The 24461-nt window shown below is 63.9% G+C and carries 21 protein-coding genes; 12 read left to right on the top strand and 9 right to left on the bottom strand.

Annotated elements, in window-relative coordinates:
* The first annotated feature begins 24 nt into the window (after positions 1 to 24).
* On the top strand, positions 25 to 1236 hold the full coding sequence (locus QLG02_RS05790) for a HAMP domain-containing sensor histidine kinase (protein ID WP_024945661.1): 1212 nt from the start codon (positions 25 to 27) through the stop codon (positions 1234 to 1236).
* Between the two features lie 74 nt (positions 1237 to 1310).
* On the opposite strand, the gene brnQ is transcribed toward QLG02_RS05790, so the two are convergent.
* The 4 genes from brnQ to metH form a co-directional block, all read right to left on the bottom strand.
* A complete protein-coding gene (brnQ, locus tag QLG02_RS05795) occupies positions 1311 to 2645 on the bottom strand; it encodes a branched-chain amino acid transport system II carrier protein (protein WP_011704408.1) in 1335 nt (444 codons plus the stop codon).
* A 362-nt stretch (positions 2646 to 3007) separates the two neighbouring features.
* Positions 3008 to 3904, bottom strand: a complete 897-nt coding sequence (gene rimK, locus QLG02_RS05800) for a 30S ribosomal protein S6--L-glutamate ligase (protein WP_016349212.1) — start codon at positions 3902 to 3904, stop codon at positions 3008 to 3010.
* A gap of 188 nt (positions 3905 to 4092) precedes the next feature.
* The gene (locus QLG02_RS05805) at positions 4093 to 4509 is read right to left on the bottom strand and encodes a hypothetical protein (protein ID WP_257689679.1); all 417 of its coding nucleotides are present in this window, start codon (positions 4507 to 4509) and stop codon (positions 4093 to 4095) included.
* 123 nt (positions 4510 to 4632) lie between these two features.
* Complete coding sequence (gene metH / locus QLG02_RS05810) at positions 4633 to 8316, bottom strand: methionine synthase (protein ID WP_282464753.1); 3684 nt, start codon at positions 8314 to 8316, stop codon at positions 4633 to 4635.
* 203 nt (positions 8317 to 8519) lie between these two features.
* Between metH and QLG02_RS05815 the strand changes: the two genes are divergently transcribed.
* Together QLG02_RS05815 and QLG02_RS05820 are read left to right on the top strand one after the other, a co-directional pair.
* Positions 8520 to 9797: a sodium:proton antiporter gene (locus tag QLG02_RS05815; RefSeq protein ID WP_282464754.1), complete on the top strand. Its 1278-nt coding sequence runs from the start codon at positions 8520 to 8522 to the stop codon at positions 9795 to 9797.
* Positions 9798 to 10269: 472 nt separating this feature from the next.
* On the top strand, positions 10270 to 10446 hold the full coding sequence (locus tag QLG02_RS05820; RefSeq protein WP_017408838.1) for a hypothetical protein: 177 nt from the start codon (positions 10270 to 10272) through the stop codon (positions 10444 to 10446).
* Positions 10447 to 10579: 133 nt separating this feature from the next.
* On the opposite strand, the gene QLG02_RS05825 is transcribed toward QLG02_RS05820, so the two are convergent.
* Positions 10580 to 11101: a GNAT family N-acetyltransferase gene (locus QLG02_RS05825; protein WP_016349191.1), complete on the bottom strand. Its 522-nt coding sequence runs from the start codon at positions 11099 to 11101 to the stop codon at positions 10580 to 10582.
* A gap of 117 nt (positions 11102 to 11218) precedes the next feature.
* Entirely contained in the window at positions 11219 to 12040 is an 822-nt protein-coding gene (locus QLG02_RS05830) for an HDOD domain-containing protein (RefSeq protein WP_016349190.1), read from the bottom strand.
* Positions 12041 to 12213: 173 nt separating this feature from the next.
* Here QLG02_RS05830 and QLG02_RS05835 point away from each other — a divergent pair, with 173 nt between their 5' ends.
* Entirely contained in the window at positions 12214 to 12477 is a 264-nt protein-coding gene (locus tag QLG02_RS05835; RefSeq protein ID WP_005308154.1) for a hypothetical protein, read from the top strand.
* A gap of 107 nt (positions 12478 to 12584) precedes the next feature.
* On the top strand, positions 12585 to 13430 hold the full coding sequence (locus QLG02_RS05840; RefSeq protein WP_029301797.1) for a neutral zinc metallopeptidase: 846 nt from the start codon (positions 12585 to 12587) through the stop codon (positions 13428 to 13430).
* A 60-nt stretch (positions 13431 to 13490) separates the two neighbouring features.
* Here QLG02_RS05840 and aphA read toward each other — a convergent pair whose 3' ends face one another.
* Positions 13491 to 14201 (bottom strand): acid phosphatase AphA, encoded by a 711-nt coding sequence (gene aphA, locus QLG02_RS05845; protein ID WP_282464755.1) that lies wholly within the window; start codon positions 14199 to 14201, stop codon positions 13491 to 13493.
* 215 nt (positions 14202 to 14416) lie between these two features.
* On the opposite strand from aphA, the gene QLG02_RS05850 reads away from it, so the two are divergent.
* Positions 14417 to 14836: a nuclear transport factor 2 family protein gene (locus tag QLG02_RS05850; protein ID WP_282464756.1), complete on the top strand. Its 420-nt coding sequence runs from the start codon at positions 14417 to 14419 to the stop codon at positions 14834 to 14836.
* On the opposite strand, the gene QLG02_RS05855 is transcribed toward QLG02_RS05850, so the two are convergent.
* The gene (locus tag QLG02_RS05855) at positions 14802 to 15494 is read right to left on the bottom strand and encodes an AraC family transcriptional regulator (protein ID WP_282464757.1); all 693 of its coding nucleotides are present in this window, start codon (positions 15492 to 15494) and stop codon (positions 14802 to 14804) included. The two genes, QLG02_RS05850 and QLG02_RS05855, sit on opposite strands and share 35 nt — an antisense overlap.
* A 141-nt stretch (positions 15495 to 15635) precedes the next feature.
* Here QLG02_RS05855 and QLG02_RS05860 point away from each other — a divergent pair, with 141 nt between their 5' ends.
* From QLG02_RS05860 to QLG02_RS05880, 5 genes are read left to right on the top strand one after another with little or no spacing between them, the layout of a single operon-like run.
* Entirely contained in the window at positions 15636 to 16856 is a 1221-nt protein-coding gene (locus tag QLG02_RS05860; RefSeq protein ID WP_167825312.1) for a PAS domain-containing protein, read from the top strand.
* Positions 16857 to 16865: 9 nt separating this feature from the next.
* Positions 16866 to 17240 carry an anti-anti-sigma factor gene (locus QLG02_RS05865; RefSeq protein ID WP_282464758.1) on the top strand — a complete coding sequence of 125 codons (375 nt, stop codon included), beginning with the start codon at positions 16866 to 16868 and terminating at the stop codon, positions 17238 to 17240.
* 6 nt (positions 17241 to 17246) lie between these two features.
* The gene (locus QLG02_RS05870) at positions 17247 to 18317 is read left to right on the top strand and encodes an ATP-binding SpoIIE family protein phosphatase (protein ID WP_282464759.1); all 1071 of its coding nucleotides are present in this window, start codon (positions 17247 to 17249) and stop codon (positions 18315 to 18317) included.
* Complete coding sequence (locus QLG02_RS05875; RefSeq protein WP_282464760.1) at positions 18318 to 20984, top strand: response regulator; 2667 nt, start codon at positions 18318 to 18320, stop codon at positions 20982 to 20984.
* A 10-nt stretch (positions 20985 to 20994) separates the two neighbouring features.
* A complete protein-coding gene (locus QLG02_RS05880) occupies positions 20995 to 22125 on the top strand; it encodes a two-component system response regulator (protein ID WP_016349182.1) in 1131 nt (376 codons plus the stop codon).
* Here QLG02_RS05880 and QLG02_RS05885 read toward each other — a convergent pair.
* Positions 22122 to 22793: an adenine nucleotide alpha hydrolase gene (locus QLG02_RS05885; RefSeq protein ID WP_282464761.1), complete on the bottom strand. Its 672-nt coding sequence runs from the start codon at positions 22791 to 22793 to the stop codon at positions 22122 to 22124. The genes QLG02_RS05880 and QLG02_RS05885 overlap by 4 nt on opposite strands.
* A 248-nt stretch (positions 22794 to 23041) precedes the next feature.
* Here QLG02_RS05885 and QLG02_RS05890 point away from each other — a divergent pair, with 248 nt between their 5' ends.
* Positions 23042 to 24358 (top strand): MFS transporter, encoded by a 1317-nt coding sequence (locus QLG02_RS05890; protein WP_282464762.1) that lies wholly within the window; start codon positions 23042 to 23044, stop codon positions 24356 to 24358.
* Positions 24359 to 24461 lie beyond the last annotated feature (103 nt).

Raw genomic sequence — 24461 nt, forward strand, 5'->3', positions numbered from 1 at the left:
GACTCAGCCCGCAGGGAGGCCATCATGAGCCTGCCCAGCCTGCGCCGTCGCCTGATCCTCACCCTGAGCGGCGCCGGCCTGCTGCTGCTGGTCATCATCAGCCTGCTGATGGTGGTGGCCGAGGACAAGATGGAGGAGCTCAGCCTGCGCCACTGGCTGGAGGCCGAGGTGACCCGCTATAGCGACGACTGGCTGCGGCTCGGCATGGCAGCCCCCGCCCCCAGCCCGCGCCAGTTTTCCAGCTACTGGACCGAGGCCGGCCGCCTGCCGGTCTGGCTCAAGCCCTACCAGAGTCCGGGCTTCTACGAACACGTGCTGGGGGACGAGGACAAGCACTTCCTGGTGCGGCCCCATCCGTCCGGTGAGGGGCTGCTCTACCTGGTGTTCAACGACGACGCCGACGACTACCTGGATCCTTACGAGGATCAGCTGCACCTGGCGACCCGGCTGATCGGGCTGGCCCTGCTGCTCGGTTGCATCGGCTTCGGCATCTGGCTGGTGCGCCACATCACCCGGCCGCTGCAGCGACTGCAGCAGCGGGTCGCCCACCTCACCCCGGATCAGGCCGACTTCGTGCCCGACGCCCCCTGGCAGGAGCTCAGAGACATCGAGCTGGCGCTGCTGGCCGGCAAGCAGGAGGTGGCCGCCGTGTTTGCCCGTGAGCAGGAGTTCAGCCGCTTCGCCAGCCACGAGCTGCGCACCCCCAACATGGTGATCCAGGGCTCGGCCGCCCTGCTCGGCAAGGTGAGCGATCTGCCCGCGCCCGCCGCTCGCGCCACCACCCGCATTCGCGCCGCCGCCGACGAGATGGCGCTGCTCACCGAGACCTTTCTGCTGCTGGGCCGCAAGGAGCCGGTGGAGCGCCCGCCCCAGCAGGTGGCGCCGCTCATTCGCCAGGAGCTGGCACGTCTCGCCCCGCTGCTGCAGCGGGAGGAGCTGGATATCCGGTTGCAGCTGGACGATGAGAGCGAGGCGCTGGCCCCCCTCTCCCTGCTCGCCATTGCGCTCGGCAACCTGCTGAAGAATGCCCTCAGCTACGCCGAGGGACACATCGACATCGAGCTGGCCGGCCCCGTGCTCACCATCAGCAACCCCACCGCGGCCGCGCCGGATCAGATCCTCGGTTACGGCTGCGGCCTCACCATCATCCAGCGCATCTGCGAGAAGCTGGGCTGGCAGATAGAGACCCGGCTGGAGGGCGGCATCTTCAGTGCCAGACTGGCGATGCGGGAGTAAAAACGACAAGGCGCCCGAGGGCGCCTTGTTCATTGTTTCCGCCACCAAAACCGGCCAGGAGGCCGGTTTTGCATTCAGGCCGCGCTCTTGCTGACAGACGCCACCTGTGGACGACCCTGCAGGCGATCCCAGAGGGCCGCCAGCAGCAGGGCACACAGCGAGGGCGGCAGCCAGGCCAGCCCCTGCTCGTTCAGGGGCAGGGCGAGGCTCCAGGCCGGCAGCAGGCCGGCCAGGGCCGAGGCCTTGAGCCCGTCGATCAGGCCGAACAGCAGGCTGATGAGCATGACAGGCCCCACCACGCGGGTGCCGTTGCCCCACCAGCGCAGGGTGAAGCTCAGCACCACCAGCACGATGCAGGGGGGATAGATGGCGGTCAGCACCGGCACCGAAAGCTGGATCAGGTGGCTCAGCCCCAGGTTCGAGACCAGCATGGAGAAGCCGCCCAGCAGCAACACCAGGGTGCGATAGGAGAGCGGCAAATACTGGGCGAAGAACTCGGCGCAGGCGCAGGTCAGGCCGACGGCCGTCACCAGACAAGCGATGAAGATGAGCAGTGCCAGGAAGCCGCTGCCCATGTTGCCAAAGGTGTGCTGGACGTAGGCGTGCAGGATCTCGGCGCCATTCTGGGCGTGGGGCACCAGTTCACCGCTCACCGAGCCCAAGCGGAACAGGCTGAGGTAGACCAGCGTCAAGCCCATCCCGGCGATAAGGCCGGCCAGTACGGTATAACGGGTCAGCAACTTGGCACTGCTCACCCCGCGCGAGCGGGCCGCATTGACGATGACGATGCCAAACACCATGGCACCCAGCGTGTCCATGGTGAGGTAGCCATTGACGAAACCGTTGGAGAAAGGCTGATGCTGGTAGCTTTCGACGGCAGGGATGGCCGAACCGGCGGGCCACAGCAGAACGGCGAGACCCAGCGCCGCCAGCGCCAGGATCTTGATCGGCGCCAGCACGTGGCCCACGGTGTCGAGCAGCCGGCCCGGATAGAGGGAGATGCCGATCACCAGGCTGAAGTAGACCAGGCTGTAGATCAGCAGGGCCGAGCCATCGTCACCAAACAGCGGCGCCAGCCCCACCTCGTAGGAGACGGTCGCCGTGCGCGGGGTGGCAAACAGTGGCCCTACGGCCAGATAGCAGACGGTGGCGAGCAGCAGCCCGGCCTTGCGGCCGATGGGCGCACTCAGGGCATCCACACCGCCCCCGACCTTGGCCAGCGCCACCACGGTGAGCACCGGCAGGCCAACTGCCGTCAGCAGGAAGCCGGCGGCGGCGCCCCACACCTGTTCACCGGCCTGCAACCCCACCATGGGCGGGAAGATGATGTTGCCGGCACCGACGAAGAGCGCGAAGGTCATAAAGCCCAACGCGACTATGTCTCTGGATGTTAATTTTTGGTTATTCATGCTGCGTAATCTGCCTATGACAATGTCAAATCATGACGGAAGTCGGCACGAATGGTTTATTCGTGCAAAAAATCCGCAGATAGTTTTATTAAATTTTTATGTTTCGCGACCTGCGAAGGGCGACAAGTAGAGCGTTTGTGCCAACTGGAGGCAAGTGCGGCACGGCAATCCAGTCACTTCATCCAGAAAATAATTAAGCAATGGTGTTTGATATTGGTGTGGTGCAATTTTGCAACAGATGATAACGCTAAAACCGGCGTCATTTGCTACCTTCCTTGCCACCCGCTCACCCGAACACGAGTCCAAAAACAACAGGGCGCCCGAAGGCGCCCTGTTGTTTTGGAGTGGCGGCAAGCCCGGCATCACTCCGCCGGCTTGTGCTTGCGACTCGCCTTGAGCTCGAGAAACTCGATGATCTTGCCGGCCACGTCCTTGCCGGAGGCCGCTTCCACCCCTTGCAGGCCGGGGGAGGAGTTCACCTCCAGCACCAGCGGGCCGCGGGCACTGCGCAGGATATCCACCCCGGCCACGTCCAGCCCCATGATCTTGGCGGCCTGCACCGCGGTGGCCCGCTCTTCCGGGCTTATCTTGATCGCCTCGGCGGTGCCACCCCGATGCAGGTTGGAGCGAAACTCCCCCGGCTGGGCCTGGCGGCGCATGGCGGCCACCACCTTGCCGTTGACCACCAGACAGCGGATGTCGGCGCCGTTGGCCTCGCGGATGTACTCCTGCACCAGGATGTTGTTGTTGGTCTGGATGAAGGCCTCGATCACGCTCTCGGCGGCCTTCTGGGTCTCGCACAGCACCACACCGATCCCCTGAGTTCCCTCCAGCAGCTTCACCACCAGCGGCGCACCGCCCACCATGGTGATGAGGTCGGGCACGTCGTGGGTGCTGTGGGCATAGCCGGTCACCGGCAGGCCGATGCCGTGGCGGGAGAGCAGCTGCATGGCCCGCAGCTTGTCGCGGGAGCGGGAGATGGCCACCGAGCTGTTGAGCGCCATGGTGTTCATCATCTCGAACTGGCGCAGCACGGCGGTGCCGTAGAAGGTGATGCTGGCCCCGATGCGCGGGATCACCGCATCATAGCTCTCCAGTTCCCGTCCTTCGTAGTGGATGGAGGGGTTGTGGGAGGCGATGTTCATGTAACAGCGCAGGGTGTCGAGCACCTCGACCTGATGACCGCGCGCCTGCGCCACCTCGACCAGACGGCGGGTGGAGTAGTTGTTGGGCTCACGGGATAAAATGGCGATCTTCATGACAATTCCGCTAGAAGGCAGTGCCTGGGCAGGATGGGGCGGGAGAGTATAAGGTGCCACAGCGGCAAGACAACGCCAATTGTTTCTCCTGACAACAAGACAAACCACACAGAAACCTGCGCTGCCATTCCCTCACCAGCAGATGGCCAAACAGCAGATCCATGGCTTAAGTCAGTAACAGCAGTGACTCAATGAAGATGGGTTATGCCAAGCTGCTCGAGCCGCCAGCGCAGCACAGCGCGATCAAATGCCTCTCTCGTCTGTGTAATGTGTTGCTTCGATCGCAGTAAAAAGCGCGCCAAATCATCCTGATGGATCTGCGCCCTTTTAACCACAAATCTGGCTGGCTCGTGGGAGGTGCCATCCCGCCGCTTGCGTTCACGCCACTCCACCCTGTGGTTCAACCCGTCACGCAGGGCCACCATTTCCGGTGAGTCATAGAAACGATCGCGCTCATGAAAGAAACCGGCCAGCGCAGAGGCCGAGACGTCCAGTGCCCGGCAGAAGACCTTGAAGTCGATAAAACCCTCTGCATCCGCTTCTGCCAGATAGCGCGCAAGCAGCTCATCGCCCGGCCACTCCTGATGGTCACTTCTCTTGTCCATTTACACCCCTTGCTGGTTAGATGCCAACAGTCGCTCTGCTTATGTGACGCTCATACCTTTTCGCTGAACATCCCCTTGAACCAAGTCGAATGGAGCATCTGTGCCGTGATCCACCATGCCTGATCAGTGCAAGTTCGGCCCCAGCCAGCGCTCGGCTTCTGCCAGCGTCATCCCCTTGCGCTGGGCATAATCTTCCACCTGATCCTGCTGGATCTGCGCCACCGCGAAGTACTTGCTGTCGGGGTGGGAGAAATACCAGCCCGACACCGCCGCCCCCGGCCACATGGCGTAGGATTCGGTGAGCTTCATGCCGATGGCCTGCTCCACCCCCAGCAGCTCCCAGATGCTGCCCTTCTCGGTGTGCTCCGGGCAGGCCGGGTAACCCGGCGCCGGGCGGATGCCGCGATAGTTCTCGCGGATCAGCTCCTCGTTGCTGAGCGCTTCGTTGGGGGCATAGCCCCAGTGCACTTTGCGCACCTGCTCGTGCAGGTACTCGGCGAAGGCCTCGGCCAGGCGATCGCACACCGCCTGAATGAGGATGGCGTTGTAGTCGTCGTGCTCCGCCTTGTAGGCCTTGGCGATGGCCTCCTCGCCGATGCCGCCGGTCACCGCGAAGGCGCCGATCCAGTCGGGCTTGCCGCTCTCTTTCGGGGCCACATAGTCTGCCAGACAGTAGTTGGGGAAGCCCTGCTTCTCGCTCTGCTGGCGCAGGTGGTGCAATACCTTGCGTACCTCGCTGCGCGACTCGTCGGTGTAGACCTCGATGCTGTCGCCCACGGCGTTGGCGGGGAACAGGCCTATGATGCCGGCGCAGCGCACGCTCCGCTCTTGCTCCAGCTGATCCAGCATGGCGTTGGCGTCGGCGTAGAGGCGCGTGGCCTCCTCCCCCACCACCTCATCTTCCAGGATGCGGGGGAACTTGCCCGCCAGCTCCCAGCTCAGGAAAAACGGCGTCCAGTCGATGTAGGGGCGCAGCACCGAGACCGGCACATCCTCGAAGGTCTGCACACCAGGCTCCCGGGGCTTGGGTGGCTGATAGCCGACCCAGTCCAGCTGATGGCGGTTGGCACGGGCGTGGGCCAGACTGACCGGCTTGGAACGCGGCTGCTTGCGGGCGTGCTGCTCGCGGGCAATCTCGTACTCCTTGTCGATGCGGGCCACGAAGGCGGGCTTGAGCTCAGGGCTCAGCAGGCTCTGGGCCACCCCCACCGCGCGCGACGCGTTGGAGACATAGACCACAGGCTCGGAGTAGTTCTGCTCTATCTTCACCGCAGTGTGGGCCTTGGAAGTGGTGGCACCGCCGATGAGCAGCGGCAACTTGAAGCCCTGGCGCTCCATCTCTTTGGCTACGTGCACCATCTCGTCCAGCGACGGGGTGATCAGGCCCGACAACCCGATGATGTCGGCATTGACCTCCCGCGCCGTCTTGAGGATCGTCTCGCAAGAGACCATCACCCCGAGATCGACGATCTCGTAGTTGTTGCACTGCAGCACCACCCCGACGATGTTCTTGCCGATGTCGTGCACGTCCCCTTTCACGGTGGCCATCACGATTTTGCCGTTGCTGGAACCGCCGGACTTCTCCGCCTCTATGTAGGGCTGCAGGTAGGCAACCGCCCGCTTCATCACCCGCGCCGACTTCACCACCTGGGGCAGGAACATCTTGCCGGCGCCGAACAGATCGCCCACCACGTTCATGCCGTCCATCAGCGGCCCCTCGATCACGTGCAGCGGCTTCTCGGCCTGGCTGCGTGCCTCCTCGGTATCCTCCTCGATGAAATCGGTGATCCCCTTTACCAGCGCGTGCTCCAGCCGCTTGCCCACCGGCCAGCTGCGCCACGCCTGATCCCGCGGATCCTCGGCCTGGGCACCGCCACCGCGATAGCGCTCGGCGATGGCCAGCAGCGCCTCGGTAGCGTCCGGATTCTGGTTCAGCACCACCGCCTCGACCTTCTCTTTCAGATCGCTCGGGATGTCTTCGTAGATGGCCAGCTGGCCGGCGTTGACGATCCCCATGTCCATGCCGTTCTGGATGGCGTGATAGAGGAACACCGCGTGGATCGCCTCACGCACCGGCTCGTTGCCACGAAACGAAAACGAGACGTTGGAGACGCCCCCGGAGATCATGGCGTGGGGCAGGTTCTGCTTGATGTCCTTCACCGCGTCGATGAAGTCCACCGCGTAGTTGTTGTGCTCGTCGATGCCGGTCGCCACCGCGAAGATGTTGGGGTCGAAGATGATGTCTTCCGGCGGGAAGCCCACCCGATCCACCAGAATGCGGTAGGCGCGCTGGCAGATCTCGAACTTGCGGGCACGGGTATCGGCCTGGCCCACCTCATCGAACGCCATCACGATGACCGCGGCGCCGTAGCGGCGCAGCAATCTGGCCTGCTGGATGAATTTCTCCTCCCCCTCCTTCATGGAGATGGAGTTGACCACCGGCTTGCCCTGCACGCACTTGAGGCCGGCTTCCAGCACCTCCCACTTGGAGGAGTCGATCATCACAGGCACCCGGGCGATGTCCGGTTCGCCGGCAATCAGGTTCAAGAAGCGCACCATGGCCGCCTCGGCGTCCAGCATCCCCTCGTCCATGTTGATGTCGATGATCTGGGCGCCGCTCTCCACCTGCTGCTTGGCGACGTCGAGGGCCTCGTCGTAGAGCCCCTCCTTGATCAGCCGCTTGAACTTGGCCGAGCCGGTGACATTGGTGCGCTCCCCCACGTTCACGAACATGGATTCGGGGGTGATGATGAGGGGCTCCAGGCCCGACAGGCGGCAGGCTACCGGCAGCTCGGGCAGGGCGCGCGGCTTGATGCCCGCCACGGCGTCCGCCATGGCGCGAATATGGGTCGGGGTGGTGCCGCAGCAGCCGCCCACCAGGTTGAGAAAGCCGCTCGCAGCCCACTCGCGGATATGCTCGGCCATCTCGACGGCATCGAGGTCGTACTCACCGAACGCATTGGGCAACCCGGCGTTGGGGTGGGCGCTGACATGGGTCTCGCTGATGCGCGACAGCTCCTCCACGTACTGGCGCAGCTCATCCGGCCCGAGCGCGCAGTTGAGACCGAACGAGACCGGTTTGACGTGGCGCAGCGAGTGGTAGAAGGCCTCGGTGGTCTGGCCGGAGAGGGTACGGCCGGAGGCATCCGTGATGGTGCCGGAGATCATCACCGGCAGGCTGTAGCCCAGCGCCTCGAACACCCCTTCCACCGCGAAGGCGGCGGCCTTGGCGTTGAGGGTATCGAAGATGGTCTCGATCAGAATGATGTCGGCGCCGCCCTCGATCAGGGCGTGGGTCGATTCGGTGTAGGCGGCCACCAGCTGGTCATAGGTGACGTTGCGCTTGCCGGGATCGTTCACGTCCGGCGAGATGGAGGCGGTGCGGTTGGTGGGACCCAGGACCCCTGCCACGAAGCGCGGCTTGTGGGGCTCTTTCGCCGTCCACTCCTCTGCCACCGCGCGTGCCAGCCGGGCAGCCTCGCGGTTGATCTCGGCCGAGAACTCTTCCATCTCGTAGTCGGCCATGGCGATGCGGGTGGCGTTGAAGGTGTTGGTCTCGAGGATGTCGGCGCCGGCGGCGCAGTACTGCTCGTGGATCTCGCGAATCACGGCGGGACGGGTCAGCACCAGCAGGTCATTGTTGCCCTTGATGTCGGTGTGCCAGTCGGCGAAGCGCGCGCCGCGATAATCGGCCTCACCGAGCTTGTAGCCCTGGATCATGGTGCCCATGGCGCCATCGATGATCAGGATCCGCTCCTTGAGACAGGCTTCCAGTTTGTTTGTCACATCCGACTTTTTGTTCGACACCGCTCGTTCCTCTTACATCCATGCAACTGCGTAAACAGCATCCTAACAGCAAACAAATCAAATGGAAATCTAGCCGTCTATCTGTCTATATCAGCGACCTATATACTCATAAATAGGTAATGAGTAACATGTGACCCAAGAGTACCCTATGCCCGTCCTCAATCCGGACACGTGCTTGCTGTTTACTAAAGAGAAAAATAACTATGAGCGTCTACTACACACTCTGCTTCCTGGCAGCGTTGGCGATCTTTATCGCCTTTGCCAATCAGTATGTTGTGAAGATCCAGACCACCATCGCCATCACCGCGGGCTCCATGCTGATCTCCGCGCTGCTGGTGCTGTTCGGTAAGCTGGGCTGGTTCAATCTGGAACCCCTGGCCGTCAAGACCATGGAGAGCATCGACTTCCAGAATTTCCTGCTGAAGGGGATCCTGGGCTTCCTGCTGTTCGCCGGCGGTCTCGGGATCAATCTGAAAGCCCTGCGCAGCCAGAAGTGGGAGATCACCATTCTCTCCATCGTGGCGACCCTGCTCTCCACCTTCATGGTTGGCTACGGCTTCTGGTTCATCGCCAAGCTGCTGGGCTGGGAGCTGCCGCTGGTCTATTGCATGCTGTTCGGTGCCCTGATCTCTCCCACCGACCCCATCGCCGTACTGGCCATCGTCAAGAAGATGAAGGCGCCGCCCCAGATCGCCATCCAGATCGAAGGGGAATCGCTGTTCAACGACGGTGTTGGCCTGGTGATCTTCGCCACCGTGTTCGCCGTGGCGTTCGGCGGCGTCGAGCCCACCTTCGGCAGCGTGGCCGGCCTGTTCCTGCATGAGGCCCTCGGCGGCATCCTGTTCGGCGCCGTGCTGGGCCTCATTGCCCACGTGATGATCAGCGCCACCGACGACGGTTCGCTGGAGCTGCTGCTGACCCTCTGCATCCCGACCGCCGGCTTCGCCTTCGCCAACATGATCGGCGTCTCCGGCGCCCTGGCCATGGTGGTGACCGGCATCATGATCGGCAACTGGACCCGTCATTCCGGCTTCTCCGAGCAGAGCAGCCATCACCTGGATCACTTCTGGGAGTTGATGGACCAGTTCCTCAACGCCCTGCTGTTCCTGCTGATCGGTCTGGCGCTGGTGCTGCTGGATCTGGCCTGGCGTGACTGGATCCTGCTGGTCATCGCTGTGCCGCTCTGCCTCGCCGCCCGCTTCATCAGCGTGTCGCTGCCCTACATGGCCTTCCGCCGCTATCGCAGCTACAACAAGTTCTCGGTGCGGATCCTCACCTGGGGCGGTCTACGCGGCGGTCTGGCCATGGCCATGGCGCTGGCGCTGCCCTCCGGCGTCATGATGCTGCCGGAGTACGGCGTCGACCTGCGGGAAGTGATCCTGGTGATGACCTACTCGGTGGTGATGTTCTCCATCGTGATACAGGGCATGACCATCACCCCGATGATCACCGCCGCCAAGAAGGCCAGCGGCCACTACTGAGTCACCGGCTGACGTCACCTGGTGATGAAAAAAGGGCTCCCTCGGGAGCCCTTTTTGTGGCCGACAGACGACCCTCAAGGAAAAACTGCAAATAATTGTTTGCTTTTTACTCATGTCGAGGAGAGAATGCGCGCCGGCTAGTTAATCAGCCCTGATTATGTTTACCCTGAAATGCTTCACCTCACGATGAATCCTGCCAGTACCCGCATAACCTTCTTCTGATTTACTCGCCTTGAGAACCGTTCAGGCTGTCTGCCTGCGTTGCCCGGCTCTCACGGTGCAGACCCGATCTGCCCACTCCCAAGTAGCATCATGCATCCGCGTGGTCCTTGGCGCATTCCTTGAAAGTGCAGACGCCCCTGAACCGGGCTGGGTATTCCTGCGCGCTCGTCCGCAATCGTGCTGACTGCGCCCATTGACCTGACATTTGCCAATACAAGGAGCAAACACCTAATTGATATAGAGAAATACCATGATGAAAGCAGTACAAACACACAAACCCCTGCGTCGCAGCAAACCCATCAACCTGCCCGTGCAAGAGCACGATGACGACGGGTTCCTGATCCAGTTCAGCACCCGCTTCAGCGGCGGTTTTGCCATCTCCTGTGACGGCATCGCTGGCGAGTTTTCCATCGAAGACCTCAACTGATCCTGCCTGCCCAACGGCAGCGCCCGATGCAGACAGGCCGCAACTCACGGCGGCCTCTTTGTCTCACTCCCGCAAATTTTCCCTGCATCGCCTAGCCAACACCCGCACTCTTGGCCGGCAAGCACCCATATTCTCAGACCCGGCAGGCCTGCGCTCCTTCCGCCTCCAGCAGCAGACACTCATCCGCATCCTCGGCCAGCTTGACCAGCCTGCTCTGCACCAGCCCCAGCTTGGCCAGCAGCGCCACCGAGCGCTCATTGCCCGGGGTGACGATGGCGACCACCCGCTCGATGCCGAGCCGCTCCCGACCATCCTGCAGCGCCGCCTGCGCCGCTTCGATGCCATAACCCTGACCGCGATAGGCGGGCAGGAAGGCGTAGCCGATGTCTTCACAAGGCAGGGTATCGCGCTTGATCAAGCCACAGATGCCGAGCTTGGCGCCGTCGCTGCGCCGGGCCACCAGATAGAGGCCGTGACCGTGGCGGGCATAGCTGACCGCCGGCCCCTGCTGGATGTAGTTTTCGGCATCCTGCAGAGTGCGGATACCCCGATCGCCGATGTAGCGGTGAAAGTCGGGGTCGTTGAGCAGTTCCACAATGAAGGGGGCATCGGCAACGGTCAGTTCGCGCAGTTCCAGGCGCTCGGAGAGGATCATGACAAGGGCTCGCATAGAAGAATCAGGCCCCAAGACTGCCCCCGCCACCGGCTATTGGCAAGGCTGTCACCATGAAAAAGGGCCGCAGTGCGGCCCTGGTCAATGAAATCAGCCGCGTCAGGCCGCCAACAGCCCGGCGTAGCCATTGCCCTGCTCGCGCAGCGCCACGAAAACCGCCGCGCAGTCGGACCAGGAGAGACCGAGCCGCTCGGCCACCTGGGCGGGCCACTCGGGCGGTGCCTCATCCCCCACGTCAGACTGCGCCGCCAGGGCGATGGCCAGATGGATGAGGGCGGCCTCGGCAGAGAACTCCTTGGCCAGCAAGGGGTTGTAGTGATACTCCACCGCATGGCAGATGCTCAGGGGGAATTGCCAGCGCCTGGCCATCTCGGCCCCGGTCTGGGCATAGTTGAAGCCGACCACCAGCTCCTCGGCCTTGGCGCGCCCCTTGCTGGGCTCCAGATCCTTGATGTGGTTCACCATGTTCTCCGGCAGCCCCACGTGCATGATGAGCCGCCCCATGTCGTAGAGCAGGGCGCAGGTGAATACCTCCTCCCCCTTCATGCCCTTGAGCTTGGCCAGCCGTCTGGCCAGTTCGGCCACGTCGAATACCTTGCCCCAGAAATGTTTGAGATCGATGCCGGGCACCGCATTGATGGAGCCGGTCAGGCCGCAGGCGAGCACCATGTTGCGCACCACGTCGACCCCGAGCCGCACCACGGCCTCGTTGACGGTGGCGACCTGGCGACTGCCGCCAAACTTGGCGGAGTTGGCCAGCCGCAGCAGCTTGGCGGAGATCACCGGATCCTTGTTGATCTTCTTGGCAATCAGCAGGATATCCGGCTCTTTCTCGTTGAAGGTCTGCACCAGTTCGCGCATGACTTCCGGCACGTTGGGCAGGTTCTGGGGCTTGGATAACAGCGAGTCTATGGTGGGCATATTGATATCCGTCCATGCGATTTTATGATGGTTGTCGTTTGCCGACAGCAAACCCACATTAATTATGGGTAACAAAAACCGCCCCTACCGAAATGTTTTTATCGAAATATTTCAATGCGTTAATAGCTATCTCGCTATACTGGCATCCTTTATGACATGACGAGGCACAGCACATGAGCGAACCCACCGAGTTCTTCGACGAACAAACCCTGCTGGAGATGGTCGACAACCAGCTGAGCGACGGCCACCCGCTGCAGGTCAAGGCGACCCTGATGCGGCTGGTGATGAAGGGCACCCCCCGTGAAGAGGCGCTGCAATATATCGCCTGTGCCCTGGGGGCCGAGCTGATGGCGATGGAAGCGGATCAGGGCCCCTTCAACCTCGAGCGCTACGGCCAGTTTCTGGACTCCCTGCCCGAGATGCCCTGGGCCGAATAAACGCCCACTCCCGCCGCCGGCGACCCGGTCGCCGGCCTGCCCCCGTTAGGCAAGCCACCCCGCCAGCCATTATCATTACTGCCACCGGACAGCAGGGGAGCAAGCATATGCGCTGGCAAGATCGCCGTGAGAGCAACAATGTGGAAGACAGGCGCCAGCAGGGCGGCGGGGGCGGCATCCCCATCGGCGGCAAGGGGCGCCTGATCCTGCTGGTGGTGGTCATGGTGGCCGGCTACTACGGGGTGGACCTCTCCCCCCTGCTCAGCGAACCGACCACCCAGAGCCAGCCCCAGCGTCAGGAGATGTCTCAGCCGGCCAAGGATCCCCTCGCCAGGTTTACCTCGGTGATGCTCGCCTCCACCGAAGATGCCTGGGGCGAAATCTTCCAGCAGAGCGGCAGCCGCTATCAGGCACCCAAACTGGTGCTCTATCGCGGCGCAACCCGTACCGGCTGCGGCCAGGGCCAGTCGGTGATGGGCCCCTTCTACTGCCCGGCGGATCGCACCGTCTACATCGATCTCTCCTTCTATCAGGAGATGCGCGACAAGCTGGGGGCCGACGGCGACTTCGCCCAGGGCTACGTGGTGGCACACGAGGTGGGCCACCACGTGCAGAACCTGCTCGGCATCGAGCGCAAGATGCGTGAACAGCAGCAGGGATTGAGCCGGGCCGAGCAGAACAAGCTGTCGGTCAAACTCGAGTTGCAGGCTGACTGCTTTGCCGGCGTCTGGGGCCACTACATGCAGCGGGAGCAGGTGCTGGAGCATGGCGATCTGGAAGAGGCGCTCAACGCCGCCCAGGCCATTGGCGACGACCGTCTGCAGCAGCAGAGCCAGGGCCGGGTGATCCCGGACAGCTTCACCCACGGCAGCTCGGCCCAGCGCTACGCCTGGTTCAAGCGCGGCTTCGACAGCGGCAAGCCCGCCAGCTGCAATACCTTCGCCGCCCGCTAGACGCCAAAAAGAAGGGCCGGATCCTGACAGGATCCGGCCCTTTTTCCATTCATGGGGACGTCAGTACTGGGAGTTGACGATCACCTCCTCCCCCAATGCGCCAGCCAGCGGCAACGGCCGGTAGGTGGAGTTGGCCGAGCGCAGCAGCCGGATGCCGCGAATGCCGAGCTCCTGCGCCGCCTTGATGTCGCCATCGGCATCGCCGTAGAAGATCTTCATCTGCTTCTCCTTGAGCCACTGCACCTTGGTGTTCTGGCCCGGCTGATCGCCGGCGAAGATCACCGGGTTGAGCTGGTCGGCCGGAATATTCATGGTCTGCTGCAGGGTCTTGCTCACGGTCTCGGTCCTGGTCGCCGAGCGACCCGTGACGAAATAGATGTGATCGCCGCGCTGGAGGTGCATGGCGATGAGCGCCTTGCCCACCTCCTTCGGCACGCTGAACGCGTCCCAACCGTTGTTCATCTTCTCCCAGAAGGCCGGGTTCTTCAGGTAGCTCTCGTCATTGGGCGAGAACTCCTGCTTGCCGCGATAGAACCCCGGGCTGGAAAAGAGCAGGGTGTCATCGATGTCGAAACCTACCGCCATCGGCGGCAGCCCATCCAGGCTCCTGGCAATCTGCGTCACCGACACCCAGTGAATGGGGGCCTGCTGGGCCAGGGTCACCGCAGTGACACCGGCGGGGCTGGCCGGAGCTTCGACCGCCACGGCGGGCAGGGTCAGGCTGGCGGCGACCAGGGAGGCAAGCAGGGCAAAACGGGGGGATAAGGACATGATACGGCTCGTGACATGAAGGAAACAGGGGGCCGATCCTGCCCCATGCCGGCACCGGAAACCGTGAAACCCGCCACAAAACAGGGCCAAGTGACACGCATCGCCACGGCAAGCCCCCATCTTGGCGCAATCGCCAAACAGGATGGCGTGGGCACCCAGGCCGGAGCCGACGCTGCGCCCCATACTGGCCACTCCCATCCACTCAGGAGCCCATCATGGATTACAAGCAACGGCTGCAAGCCTGCCTCAACCGGGTCATCTGTGACCCCGATTTCACCCCGGCCGAACTCGATCACTGGTTCTGCCCGGACTATGTCCAGCTGGTGGATGACCAGCGGCTGGATCGCGCCGCCTTCGAGCAACACCTGCTGGCCCTGCGCCAGAGCCTGGCCCGCTGCGAGATCCATTTTGTCTCGCTGCTGGCCGAGGGAAACCGGGTGCACTCCCTGCATCGGGTGCGGGCCTGGCGTTACGACGGCGCCCATATCGAGTGCAAGGTAAGCGCCCTGTTCACCTTTCAGGGCGAACGCCTGAGTCACACCGATGAGCTGACCTGCCTGCTGGCGGGGAAGCCAACCGACCGGGATCTCGGCTCCCGCCTCACGGCTCCGCCGGCTCCCGCAAGAAGCGATTGAAGGCGTAAGAAAAGGCGCTGAAATCCCCGTAACCCAGTTCGAGGGCTATCCGCGACAGCGGCTGGCCCTGTTGCTGCAACTGGCGGGCCCGTCCCATCACCACCTGTTGTCGCCATTGCCGAAAGCTGCAGCCCAGCTGCTGGCTGAACAGCCGGTTGAGGGTGCGCACCGAGGCACCTGAATCGGCAGCCAGCTCCGCCAATCCGTATTCGATGGAAGGGTGCCGGCAGACCCGTTCCAGCACCCGCAGCAGCCGCACGTCCAGCGCTGCGCTCAGCATGAATCCAGCCGCCACCGGTGCCTGTCGCAGCTCGGCCGCCAATACCGTCAGATAGGCATCCCTGAGCCCCGGCCCCGCCATGTCCGCCAGCCGCTCGAACAGGCCAGCCAGCAGCGGGCTCACCTGATGGGTCGTCAGTTCGCGCCCCCCATCCAGGTCATCCAGATAGATCAGAGTGAGCCGGGAGTGACGCAGCACCCTGAACTCATGGGCAAGCCCGGCCGGGATCAGGCAGAGCTGGCCCGTCACCAGCAGCACGCCTGCCGCCTCACTGCTGATCACGCCACCACCCCGATGCAGATAGCAAAACTGTGAGCCGCCGTGACAATGGAGGGCGGTGAGCGCGCCTTGCGGGTAGTCGCGATATAAGAGATTCATGACGAACTCCCCAGGCCCAAGGCCCATCCACCAGCAGGCTCTTTCGGCACTTCTTGCCCCCCGCTCTCGCCCCGGTGGGCTATAACTGCTGTACGCCTTCTAATGACATTCAAATCAATTGCACCATTTATTGGAGATGCCATGGACGTGCACACCGCAGCTGCCCATTCGAACACAGTCACTCCCGCTTCACCCCAGGCCAGACTGGAGGCCGTCGACCAGCTGATGGCACGACTCGAGCTCGCGCCAGACGGATTGATCCTGGATGCCAACCCCCGTTTTCTCGCCATCATGGGATATCAGCTGGCCGAGCTCAAGGGTCAGCACTACGGCATGCTGCTCCCCGCTGAGGCGGAAGAATCCGCCGACGAGGCCGCCCGTTGGCAGGCGCTGCGAACGGGGCAGGCACAGGAGGGTGAGTTTCACCGGCTGGATCGGCAGGGACGGGACATATGGCTGCGAGGCAGTTGCAGCCCGCAGCTGGATGAACAGGGCGCGCTGGTCCAGGTCATCGAATACGCCATGGATCTGACCGAGCAGAAGCAGCTGAACGCCAACTTCGAGGGGCAGCTCAACGCCCTCAGCCGGGTCATGGGCAAGGTGGAGTTTTCACTGGATGGCATCATCCTCGATGCCAATGCCCGCTTCCTGGAGACGGTGGGCTATCAGCTGGAGGAGCTGAAGGGTCAGCACCACCGGCTGCTGGTCGATCCTGACTACGCCCAGTCGGCCGACTATCGCAGCTTCTGGGAAACCCTGCGCCGCGGTGAATTCCTGGCAGGAGAGTTCTGCCGACTCGGCAAACAGGGGGAAGAGATCTGGATCCAAGGCTCCTACAACCCGGTGCTGGATCTCACCGGCAAGCCCAGCAAGATCGTCAAGTTTGCCACCGACATCACGGCCCAGGTGGCGCAGCATCGCCAGCTCAAGCGCGCCATGGAGGAGGCCGAAGAGGCCGCCAGAGTGCGCGAGGAGCTGCACAAGTCGCTGCAGGAAATGTCGACCCCGGTCACCCCCATCTGGGACGGGATCCTGCTGCTGCCACTGGTGGGGATCATCGATTCCATGCGCACCGCCGACGTGATGAACAAGTCGCTCACCAAGATTGCCGAGACCCGGGCCCGGGTCTTCGTGCTGGACATCGCCGGGGTCGCCACCGTGGATACCGGCGTCGCCAACCAGCTGATCAAGATCACCAAGGCGACCCAGTTCATGGGGTGCGAGGCCATCATCTCCGGCGTCTCGCCGGCCATCGCCCGCACCATGGTGGAGCTGGGGGTCTCTGTCGGCGACATCCGTACCACGGCGACCCTGCGGGATGCCTTCGAGATCGCCCTCAAGCGGGTCGGATCCACCCTCTAGGAGAGATGCATGCTGCTCAACAATGATCTGGGCATCGCCGACGTGGCCGACTGCATCGTGGTCAGCATGCGCCCCGACCTCGGTGACGAGGGCATGCAGCAACTGATGCAGGCCCTCTCCCAGCGGCTGATGCTGGGCCGCCAGCACGCGGTACTGCTCGACTTCTCCGGGGTCATGCTGCTCGATCACCACGAATTCAGGCAGGTACGCAAACTGGCCGAGGTGTGCCGCCTGCTCGGTGCCGTCAGCCTGCTGGTGGGGCTCAATGCGGGGATCGCCGCCTTCTTGGCGCTGGCCGATGCCGAGCCCGGACCGCTGCGCTGCTTTCTCGACATGGACGATGCCTTCGCCCATGTTCGCACGACGCTCAAGGATGAGGAGTAGCGCAGCATGCAGCTGGAACAGAGCGTGCAAGAGGCCAGCTACCCGCTGCGCCACGATATCGACCTGCACCTGACGGTGATGGCGGTGCGCCGCCTCCCCTTCATCGCCAACCTGTCCGAGGTGGACCGTGCCATGCTCTCCACCGTGGTCTCCGAGCTGGGCAGCAACATCCTGAAATACGCCGAGCGGGGGGAGATCACCCTCACCCTCCACCATCCCAGAGGGCGCCCCTGCATCGACATCGTCGCCCGCGATCAGGGCCCCGGCATTGGGGACGTGCATCAGGCCATGCAGGATCACTACAGCACCTCGGGCACCCTGGGCCTGGGCCTGCCCGGCGTGCGCCGCATGATGTCGGAACTCACCATCAGCACCCCGCCGGAAGGGGGAACTCTGGTGCAGGCCCGCAAGTGGCTGGGCGCGGCGCCTCTGGTATCCAGACCAATCGCCCCCCTCGCCTGTGCCGGCCAGTTGTACGCCGGCCTGCAGCTGACATGGGCCAGCGAGAACCGCCCCTGCTATCCGGAACGGGTCTCCGGCGATCTGGCCTTAATCCGGCCAGGGCCGGAGGGGGTGTCGCTGATCCTGATCGACGTAAGCGGCCACGGCGCCTCGGCCAACAAGCTGGTACAGGTGCTGGAGGCGGCGCTGCAGCAAACCCGCGAGCAGGAGCCTTCCCGCCTGTTGCAACTGCTGCACCAGCACTGCATCGGCACCCGGGGCGCCGCCGCCGGCGTGGCCCTGGTCAACGGCGAACGGGGTGAGCTGAGCTATGCCGGCATCGGCAATACCCGCATCTGCCTGCGCGGCCGCGAGCCCTGGCGCGGCATCTCCCGCGATGGGGTGCTGGGAGAGCGCTTTCCCACCCCCTTGCTGCAGCACCAGCCACTCGTCGCGGGGGACGTGGTGATGCTCTATTCGGACGGTATCAGCGAATCCCTCAACCTGCGCGACGGTGCGCTGGATCTGACCGCCGAACCCGCCCAGCTGGCACGCCAGGTGATCGCCCACAGTGGCCGCAGCACCGACGATGCCAGCTGCATCGTGCTGCGGGTGCTGGCAGGGGAGGAGGACTAGATGCGGCAACTGATCGGTGAAACCCTGCTGTCAGGCCCGGCGGCGGCACTCACCGCCCGGCGCAAGGTGATCCAGGTACTCACCTGCCTCGACAGAAGTCCCACCTTCGTGGCACCGCTGGCAGGTGCTACCTCCGAGCTGGTACGCCAGCTGGCGGCGAACGCTGAGCCGCTGCAACTGCAGGTGTGGCTGGAGCCGCACGCGCAGGAGTTGTGGCTCTCGCTCTTGGCTGATGCCCCCATCTCCCCCGAGCCGGACGGCCGCCATTCACGTGGCATCCGGCTGGTAGCACACGCGGACAACGCCATCGCCCTGGTCTACCGCCTGCCCCGCTGGCCCGATGAACCGCTGCTGCAACAGATGCAGCAGCAGTTCGCCGAACCGACCCGGGACGAGCTGTTTGCGGTGATGCAGGCCAAGAACCAGGAGCTGGAAGTGGCCTATGAGCTGGCGGAGGGCGCGACCCGGGCCAAGAGCGATTTTCTCGCCAACATGAGCCACGAGATCCGCACCCCCATGAACGCCATCCTCGGCATGTCCCATCTCGCCCTGCAGACCCGGCTAGATCCGCAGCAGTTCGACTACGTCAGCAAGATCCAGCGTTCGGCCCAGCATCTGCTCGGCATCATCAACGACATCCTCGACTTCTCCAAGATCGAGGCCGGCAAACTGGATCTGGAGCGGATCGAGTTCGATCTCGACCATGTGCTGGAGAATCTGGCCACCCTGGTGGGTGAAAAGGCGGAAGCCAAAGGCATAGAGCTATTGTTCGAGGTCGATCACCAGCTCGACACCCTGCTCTATGGCGATCCCCTTCGCCTCGGCCAGATCCTGATCAACTACGCCAACAACGCGGTCAAGTTCACCGAGCAGGGGGAGATCCTGGTCAAGGTCAGCTGCCTGGAGAAACAACCCCAGGAGGTGTTGTTGCACTGCTCGGTACAGGACACCGGGATCGGCATGAGCCAGGAGCAGCAGCAGCGGCTGTTCCAGTCATTCCAGCAGGCGGACAGCTCCACCACCCGCAAGTACGGCGGCACCGGCCTCGGCCTCGCCATCTCCCGCAAACTGGCGGAGCTGATGGGCGGCGAGGTGGGGGTACAGAGCGAACCGGGCCAGGGCAGCACCTTCTGGTTTACCGCCCGACTCGGCCGGGGCAGGCGCAGATCCCGCTATCTGCCGAGCCTGGATCTGCGCGGGCGCCGCATGCTGGTGGCCGACGACAGTGCCAGCGCCCGCACCATCATGGCAGCCCTGCTGCGCAGCATGAGCTTTGTGGTGGACACCGCCGAATCGGGCCAGCAGGCACTGCAGATGATCGCCGGCGCCGAGCAGGAAGGGCAGCCCTACGAAGTGGTATTGCTGGACTGGCACATGCCGGGGCTGGATGGCATCGAGACCGGCCGCCGCCTCATCGCCCGCGGCATGGGTCAGCGTCCCTACCGGGTCATGGTGACCGGCTACGGGCGGGAGGAGGTCTTTCGCCAGGCTGACACCGCCGGCTTTGATCGGGTGCTGGTCAAGCCGGTATGCGCCTCCGTGCTGTTCGATACCGTCATCGGCCTGTTTGGCCAGCAGGCAAGTCCCCTCACCTTCAAGCCACCCCAGGCAACCCATCACTACCGCTTCGACGGGCTCAGGATCCTGCTGGCGGAAGACAACGAGCTCAATCAGCAGGTGGCGCTGGAGCTGCTGCGGGCGGTCGGTGCCGATGTCAGCATCGCCGGCAATGGCGCCATCGCGCTGGAGATGGTGGCCCAGACCCACTACGACCTGATCCTGATGGACATGCAGATGCCGGTGATGGATGGCCTGGCTGCCACCCGGCTGTTGCGCGAGCGGGAAGACGTCGGACAACACACCCCGATCCTGGCGATGACGGCCAACGTCATGGCCGGTGATCGCGAACGCTGCCTCGCGGCCGGGATGGACGATCACATCGCCAAGCCCATCGACCCCGACAGGCTGTATGCGGCCCTGCAGCGCTGGGCAACCTCCTTCAGCCGCGAGGTCAGCAGCAGACTCACTGCCTCGCGCGCATCCCCCGCCACCGCCTTGCTGCCACAGCTGCGGGCGCTCGGCCTCAACGCCGAAACCGCCCTGCAACGCTTGATGCACAACTGGGAGTGGTATCGGGATCTGCTGCAACGTTTCGCCCGCCAGGGGAGTCAGCCAATGGAAACCCTGCTGGCCGCCTTGCAGGCGAATGACCGGGAAGAAGCGCATCGACAGGCCCATACCCTCAAGGGCATAGCCGCAACCCTGGGGGCCGGGTCGCTGCAGGAGGTCTCGGCCCGGCTGGAGAGCGCCCTCGCCCGGGGAGACGACGCCGCCAGCCTGCTGCCGCTGGCCGAACTGGGGCTGCAACAGCAGCAGCAACTGGCCGCCGGCCTGCTGACGCTGCTGCCGGCCCCTGCCGCCCCCGGCTTGCCGGAGGCAACCCCCGCCGAGCTGGCTCCCCTGCTGCACCAGCTGACCGGGCTGCTGCTGGAAGACGATGCGGAAGCCTTCATCCTGTTCCAGCGCAATCAGGCCAGGCTCGCCCCCCTGCTGGGCGAGGCGGCACCGGCCATGCACGATGCCATGACCCGTTTTCGCTTCGCCGACGCCCTGGCACATCTGCAACAAGTCCGGGCCCTCAGACCCGATCTGTTCAACCAAGAGTGAGGCCACCATCATGCTCAACTTGCTGGATCCCGATACCAAACCCACCCTGCTGGTGGTCGATGACACACCGGAGAACCTCTCCCTGCTCAGCGCCCTGCTCAGCCCCCACTACCGGGTCAAGGTCGCCATCAGCGGCCAGCGGGCGCTGGAGATCCTCTCGGCCGGCACCCGGGTGGACCTGATCCTGCTCGACGTGGTGATGCCCCAGATGGATGGCTATCAGGTGATGCAGGCACTGCAGGAGATGCCGCAGGCGCGGGAAATCCCGGTGATCTTCCTGACCGCCAAGGTGGAGGAGAGTGCGGAGGCGCACGGCTTGGCGCTGGGGGCCGTCGACTACATCCACAAACCGATCACCCCCGCCATCGTGCTGGCCCGGGTCAGAAACCACCTGGAGCTGAAAGCCGCGCGGGATCTGCTGCACGACCAGAACGCCTTTCTGGAGCAGGAGGTGGAGCGGCGCACCCGGGAGAACGAACTGATCCAGAACATCACCATCCACTCCCTCGCCTCGCTTGCCGAAACCCGCGACAACGAGACCGGCAACCATATTCTGCGTACCCAGCACTATGTGCGGCTGCTGGCGGAGACTCTCTGCGAGCATCCCCGCTTTCGTGCCGAGCTGACCCCCAAGACCATCGATCTGCTGTTCAAATCAGCCCCGCTGCACGACATCGGCAAGGTTGGCGTGCCGGACCGGATCCTGCTCAAACCCGGCAAGCTGGATGCGGACGAGTTTGCCCAGATGAAGCACCACTCCATTCTCGGCAAGGAGGCCATCGTCCATGCCGAGGAGGCGCTGGGGGTCGAGGTGGAGTTTCTGCGGCTGGCCAAGGAGATCGCCTGCTACCACCACGAGAAGTGGGACGGCACCGGCTACCCCTATGGCCTGATCGGTGACGAGATCCCCCTCTCGGCCCGCTTGATGGCGCTGGCCGACGTGTACGACGCCCTCATCAGCAAGCGCTGCTACAAGGCCGCCATGTCCCATCAGGAGGTGGTGCCCATCATACTGGCAGGGCGAGGCAATCACTTCGACCCCGACATCACCGACGCCTTTGCCCGCATCCACCAGCAGTTCCACGAGATAGCCCTGCGTTACAACGACGACAAGGGCGAACGGGAGTCCAACCGCGACTAGGCGGTGGCGGGCAGCAGGTCGGTGAAGACGAAGCCGTCCCGCTCCACCGTCTCCCCCACCCGGATGGCCAGCGGCCGCTGGAACATGGGGCCGTCCCAGGCCAGGGTATGAAACTCGCCGTTCTCGCCGCAGGGGTCCACTCCGGCGGGCAGGGCCGCCAGCAAGGCCCCATCAAACTCATGTCCGCCGAGGGTGGCAGGCAGCTTGCGCGGATCCAGGGTGCTGATCCTGGCCCTGAGCCCTGCTGCCATCATCTCGCCTGCCAGCTCGTCGGTCTTGCTGCCCCACAGCGGAAACAGCGGCGTGATCCCCGTCCCCGCCAGCTGCCGCTCCCGATAGGCGCGCACATCCTCGAGGAAGAGATCGCCAAACGCCATGTGGCGGATCCCCTGCGCCACCACGTCCGCAATGAAGTCGGTCATGATGCGGGCGTAATCTTCATTGCTGCAGGGCCAGGGCAGGTCGATGGTGGTCAGCGGCAAGCCCACGCACTCGGCCTGTGCCAGCAGCAACTGCTTGCGCACCCCGTGCATGGCCACCCGTTCGAACGCCTGGTTGAGGGTGGTGAACAGCCCCACCACCTCGATGGCCGGATCCTGCCGCAGTGCGTGCAGCGCCCAGGCGCTGTCCTTGCCGCTGCTCCAGGAGAGCAGCACCTTGGTCTTCATATGATTTCTCCAGCTATCTTGAGGTCGGAGCCGGCAAGGCGCCGGCCATCGTCCCGATTATTCGCCCCGAGAGATGAGCCCGGCGCTTGAGCGTGTCGCTCCGTCTCACTGCACCAAAAAGCTGCAAGACAGTGTTGCGAATTGTGCGATTTACATCACGGGATGCAAAAGCATAACCTCGGTAATGAGCGTGTCCCCTGCAAGGATGGGGGAACAATAACTAAAAAAACGATGGGAAACATAAGGATATGACGACAGTCACACCAGCTTACGACCACAGCCGCCCCCTCAACCGACAGGATTACAAGACCCTGAGCCTGGCCGCCCTCGGCGGCGCCCTCGAGTTTTACGACTTTATCATCTTCGTCTTCTTCGCCGTGGTGATCGGCGAGCTGTTCTTCCCGGCCGACATTCCCGAGTGGCTGCGCCAGTTCCAGACCTTCGGCATCTTCGCCGCCGGCTATCTGGCCCGCCCGCTGGGCGGCATCATCATGGCCCACTTCGGCGATCTCATCGGCCGCAAACGGATGTTCACCCTCAGCATATTGCTGATGGCACTGCCGACCCTACTGATCGGTCTGTTGCCCACCTACGCCACCCTCGGCATCGCCGCGCCCCTGCTGTTGCTGCTGTTGCGGATCCTGCAGGGAGCCGCCATCGGCGGTGAAGTGCCCGGTGCCTGGGTGTTCGTGGCAGAGCACGTGCCGGCCCGCCGGGTCGGTGTCGCCTGCGGCACCCTCACCGCCGGGTTGACGGCCGGCATCCTGCTCGGCTCCCTGGTGGCCACCGCCATCAACCGCGGCATGAGCCCGAGCGAGGTGAGCGACTGGGGCTGGCGGCTGGCCTTCGTGCTCGGTGGGGCGTTCGGCATCGTCGCCATGTACCTGCGCCGCTGGCTGCACGAGACCCCGGTCTTTGCCGAGATGCAGGCCAACAAGGCGCTGGCGGAAGAGCTGCCGCTCAAGACGGTGCTGCGCAGCCACAAGGGCAGCGTCGTGGTCTCCATGCTGCTCACCTGGCTGCTCTCCGCCGGCATAGTGGTGGTGATCCTGATGACCCCCACCTACCTGCAGAAGGTGCACGGCATCAGCCCGGCCGATGCGCTGACCGCCAACTCGCTGGCCATTCTGGCGCTCACCTTCGGCTGCATCGCCTATGGCCGGCTGATCGACGCCCTCGGCAGCGGCCCCACCCTCATGCTGGGCTCATTGCTGCTGGCCGGCGCCAGCTACGCCTTCTATCACGGGCTGGCGACCGACACCAGCCAGCTGGTGCCGCTCTATGCGCTGGCCGGTTTCTCGGTGGGAATCGTCGGTGCCGTGCCCTACGTCATGGTCAACGCCTTCCCGGCGGTGGTGCGCTTCTCCGGGCTGTCGTTCTCCTACAACGTGGCCTACGCCATCTTCGGCGGCCTGACGCCCATGCTGGTCACGCTCTGGATGAAGGAGGACGTGCTGGCCCCCTCCCATTACGTGGTCAGCCTGGCTGCGCTCGGCTTCGTGCTCGGCCTGCTGCTCTGGCTGCAGCAGCGCAGCCAGCGCCAGAGCGCGCCGCAGGCCGCCTGAACCATTCCGAGCCCCGCCCAGTGCGGGGCTTTTTTCATATGGCTGGTGTTCAGCCAGGCCGACATAAGATAGCCTCCCTCTCGGGCCCCTCGACGGCCCGGGA

Origin of the sequence: Aeromonas sp. V90_14 (assembly GCF_029967615.1) — a bacterium.
In the GTDB taxonomy this organism is placed as follows: Bacteria; Pseudomonadota; Gammaproteobacteria; order Enterobacterales; family Aeromonadaceae; genus Aeromonas; species Aeromonas hydrophila.

Coding starts and splice junctions, on each gene's coding strand:
- QLG02_RS05790 (WP_024945661.1), top strand. CDS start 25: ATGAGCCTGCCCAGCCTGCGCCGTCGCCTGATCCTCACCCTGAGCGGC.
- brnQ (WP_011704408.1), bottom strand. CDS start 2,645: ATGAATAACCAAAAATTAACATCCAGAGACATAGTCGCGTTGGGCTTT.
- rimK (WP_016349212.1), bottom strand. CDS start 3,904: ATGAAGATCGCCATTTTATCCCGTGAGCCCAACAACTACTCCACCCGC.
- QLG02_RS05805 (WP_257689679.1), bottom strand. CDS start 4,509: ATGGACAAGAGAAGTGACCATCAGGAGTGGCCGGGCGATGAGCTGCTT.
- QLG02_RS05815 (WP_282464754.1), top strand. CDS start 8,520: ATGAGCGTCTACTACACACTCTGCTTCCTGGCAGCGTTGGCGATCTTT.
- QLG02_RS05820 (WP_017408838.1), top strand. CDS start 10,270: ATGATGAAAGCAGTACAAACACACAAACCCCTGCGTCGCAGCAAACCC.
- QLG02_RS05825 (WP_016349191.1), bottom strand. CDS start 11,101: ATGATCCTCTCCGAGCGCCTGGAACTGCGCGAACTGACCGTTGCCGAT.
- QLG02_RS05830 (WP_016349190.1), bottom strand. CDS start 12,040: ATGCCCACCATAGACTCGCTGTTATCCAAGCCCCAGAACCTGCCCAAC.
- QLG02_RS05835 (WP_005308154.1), top strand. CDS start 12,214: ATGAGCGAACCCACCGAGTTCTTCGACGAACAAACCCTGCTGGAGATG.
- QLG02_RS05840 (WP_029301797.1), top strand. CDS start 12,585: ATGCGCTGGCAAGATCGCCGTGAGAGCAACAATGTGGAAGACAGGCGC.
- aphA (WP_282464755.1), bottom strand. CDS start 14,201: ATGTCCTTATCCCCCCGTTTTGCCCTGCTTGCCTCCCTGGTCGCCGCC.
- QLG02_RS05850 (WP_282464756.1), top strand. CDS start 14,417: ATGGATTACAAGCAACGGCTGCAAGCCTGCCTCAACCGGGTCATCTGT.
- QLG02_RS05855 (WP_282464757.1), bottom strand. CDS start 15,494: ATGAATCTCTTATATCGCGACTACCCGCAAGGCGCGCTCACCGCCCTC.
- QLG02_RS05860 (WP_167825312.1), top strand. CDS start 15,636: ATGGACGTGCACACCGCAGCTGCCCATTCGAACACAGTCACTCCCGCT.
- QLG02_RS05865 (WP_282464758.1), top strand. CDS start 16,866: ATGCTGCTCAACAATGATCTGGGCATCGCCGACGTGGCCGACTGCATC.
- QLG02_RS05870 (WP_282464759.1), top strand. CDS start 17,247: ATGCAGCTGGAACAGAGCGTGCAAGAGGCCAGCTACCCGCTGCGCCAC.
- QLG02_RS05875 (WP_282464760.1), top strand. CDS start 18,318: ATGCGGCAACTGATCGGTGAAACCCTGCTGTCAGGCCCGGCGGCGGCA.
- QLG02_RS05880 (WP_016349182.1), top strand. CDS start 20,995: ATGCTCAACTTGCTGGATCCCGATACCAAACCCACCCTGCTGGTGGTC.
- QLG02_RS05885 (WP_282464761.1), bottom strand. CDS start 22,793: ATGAAGACCAAGGTGCTGCTCTCCTGGAGCAGCGGCAAGGACAGCGCC.
- QLG02_RS05890 (WP_282464762.1), top strand. CDS start 23,042: ATGACGACAGTCACACCAGCTTACGACCACAGCCGCCCCCTCAACCGA.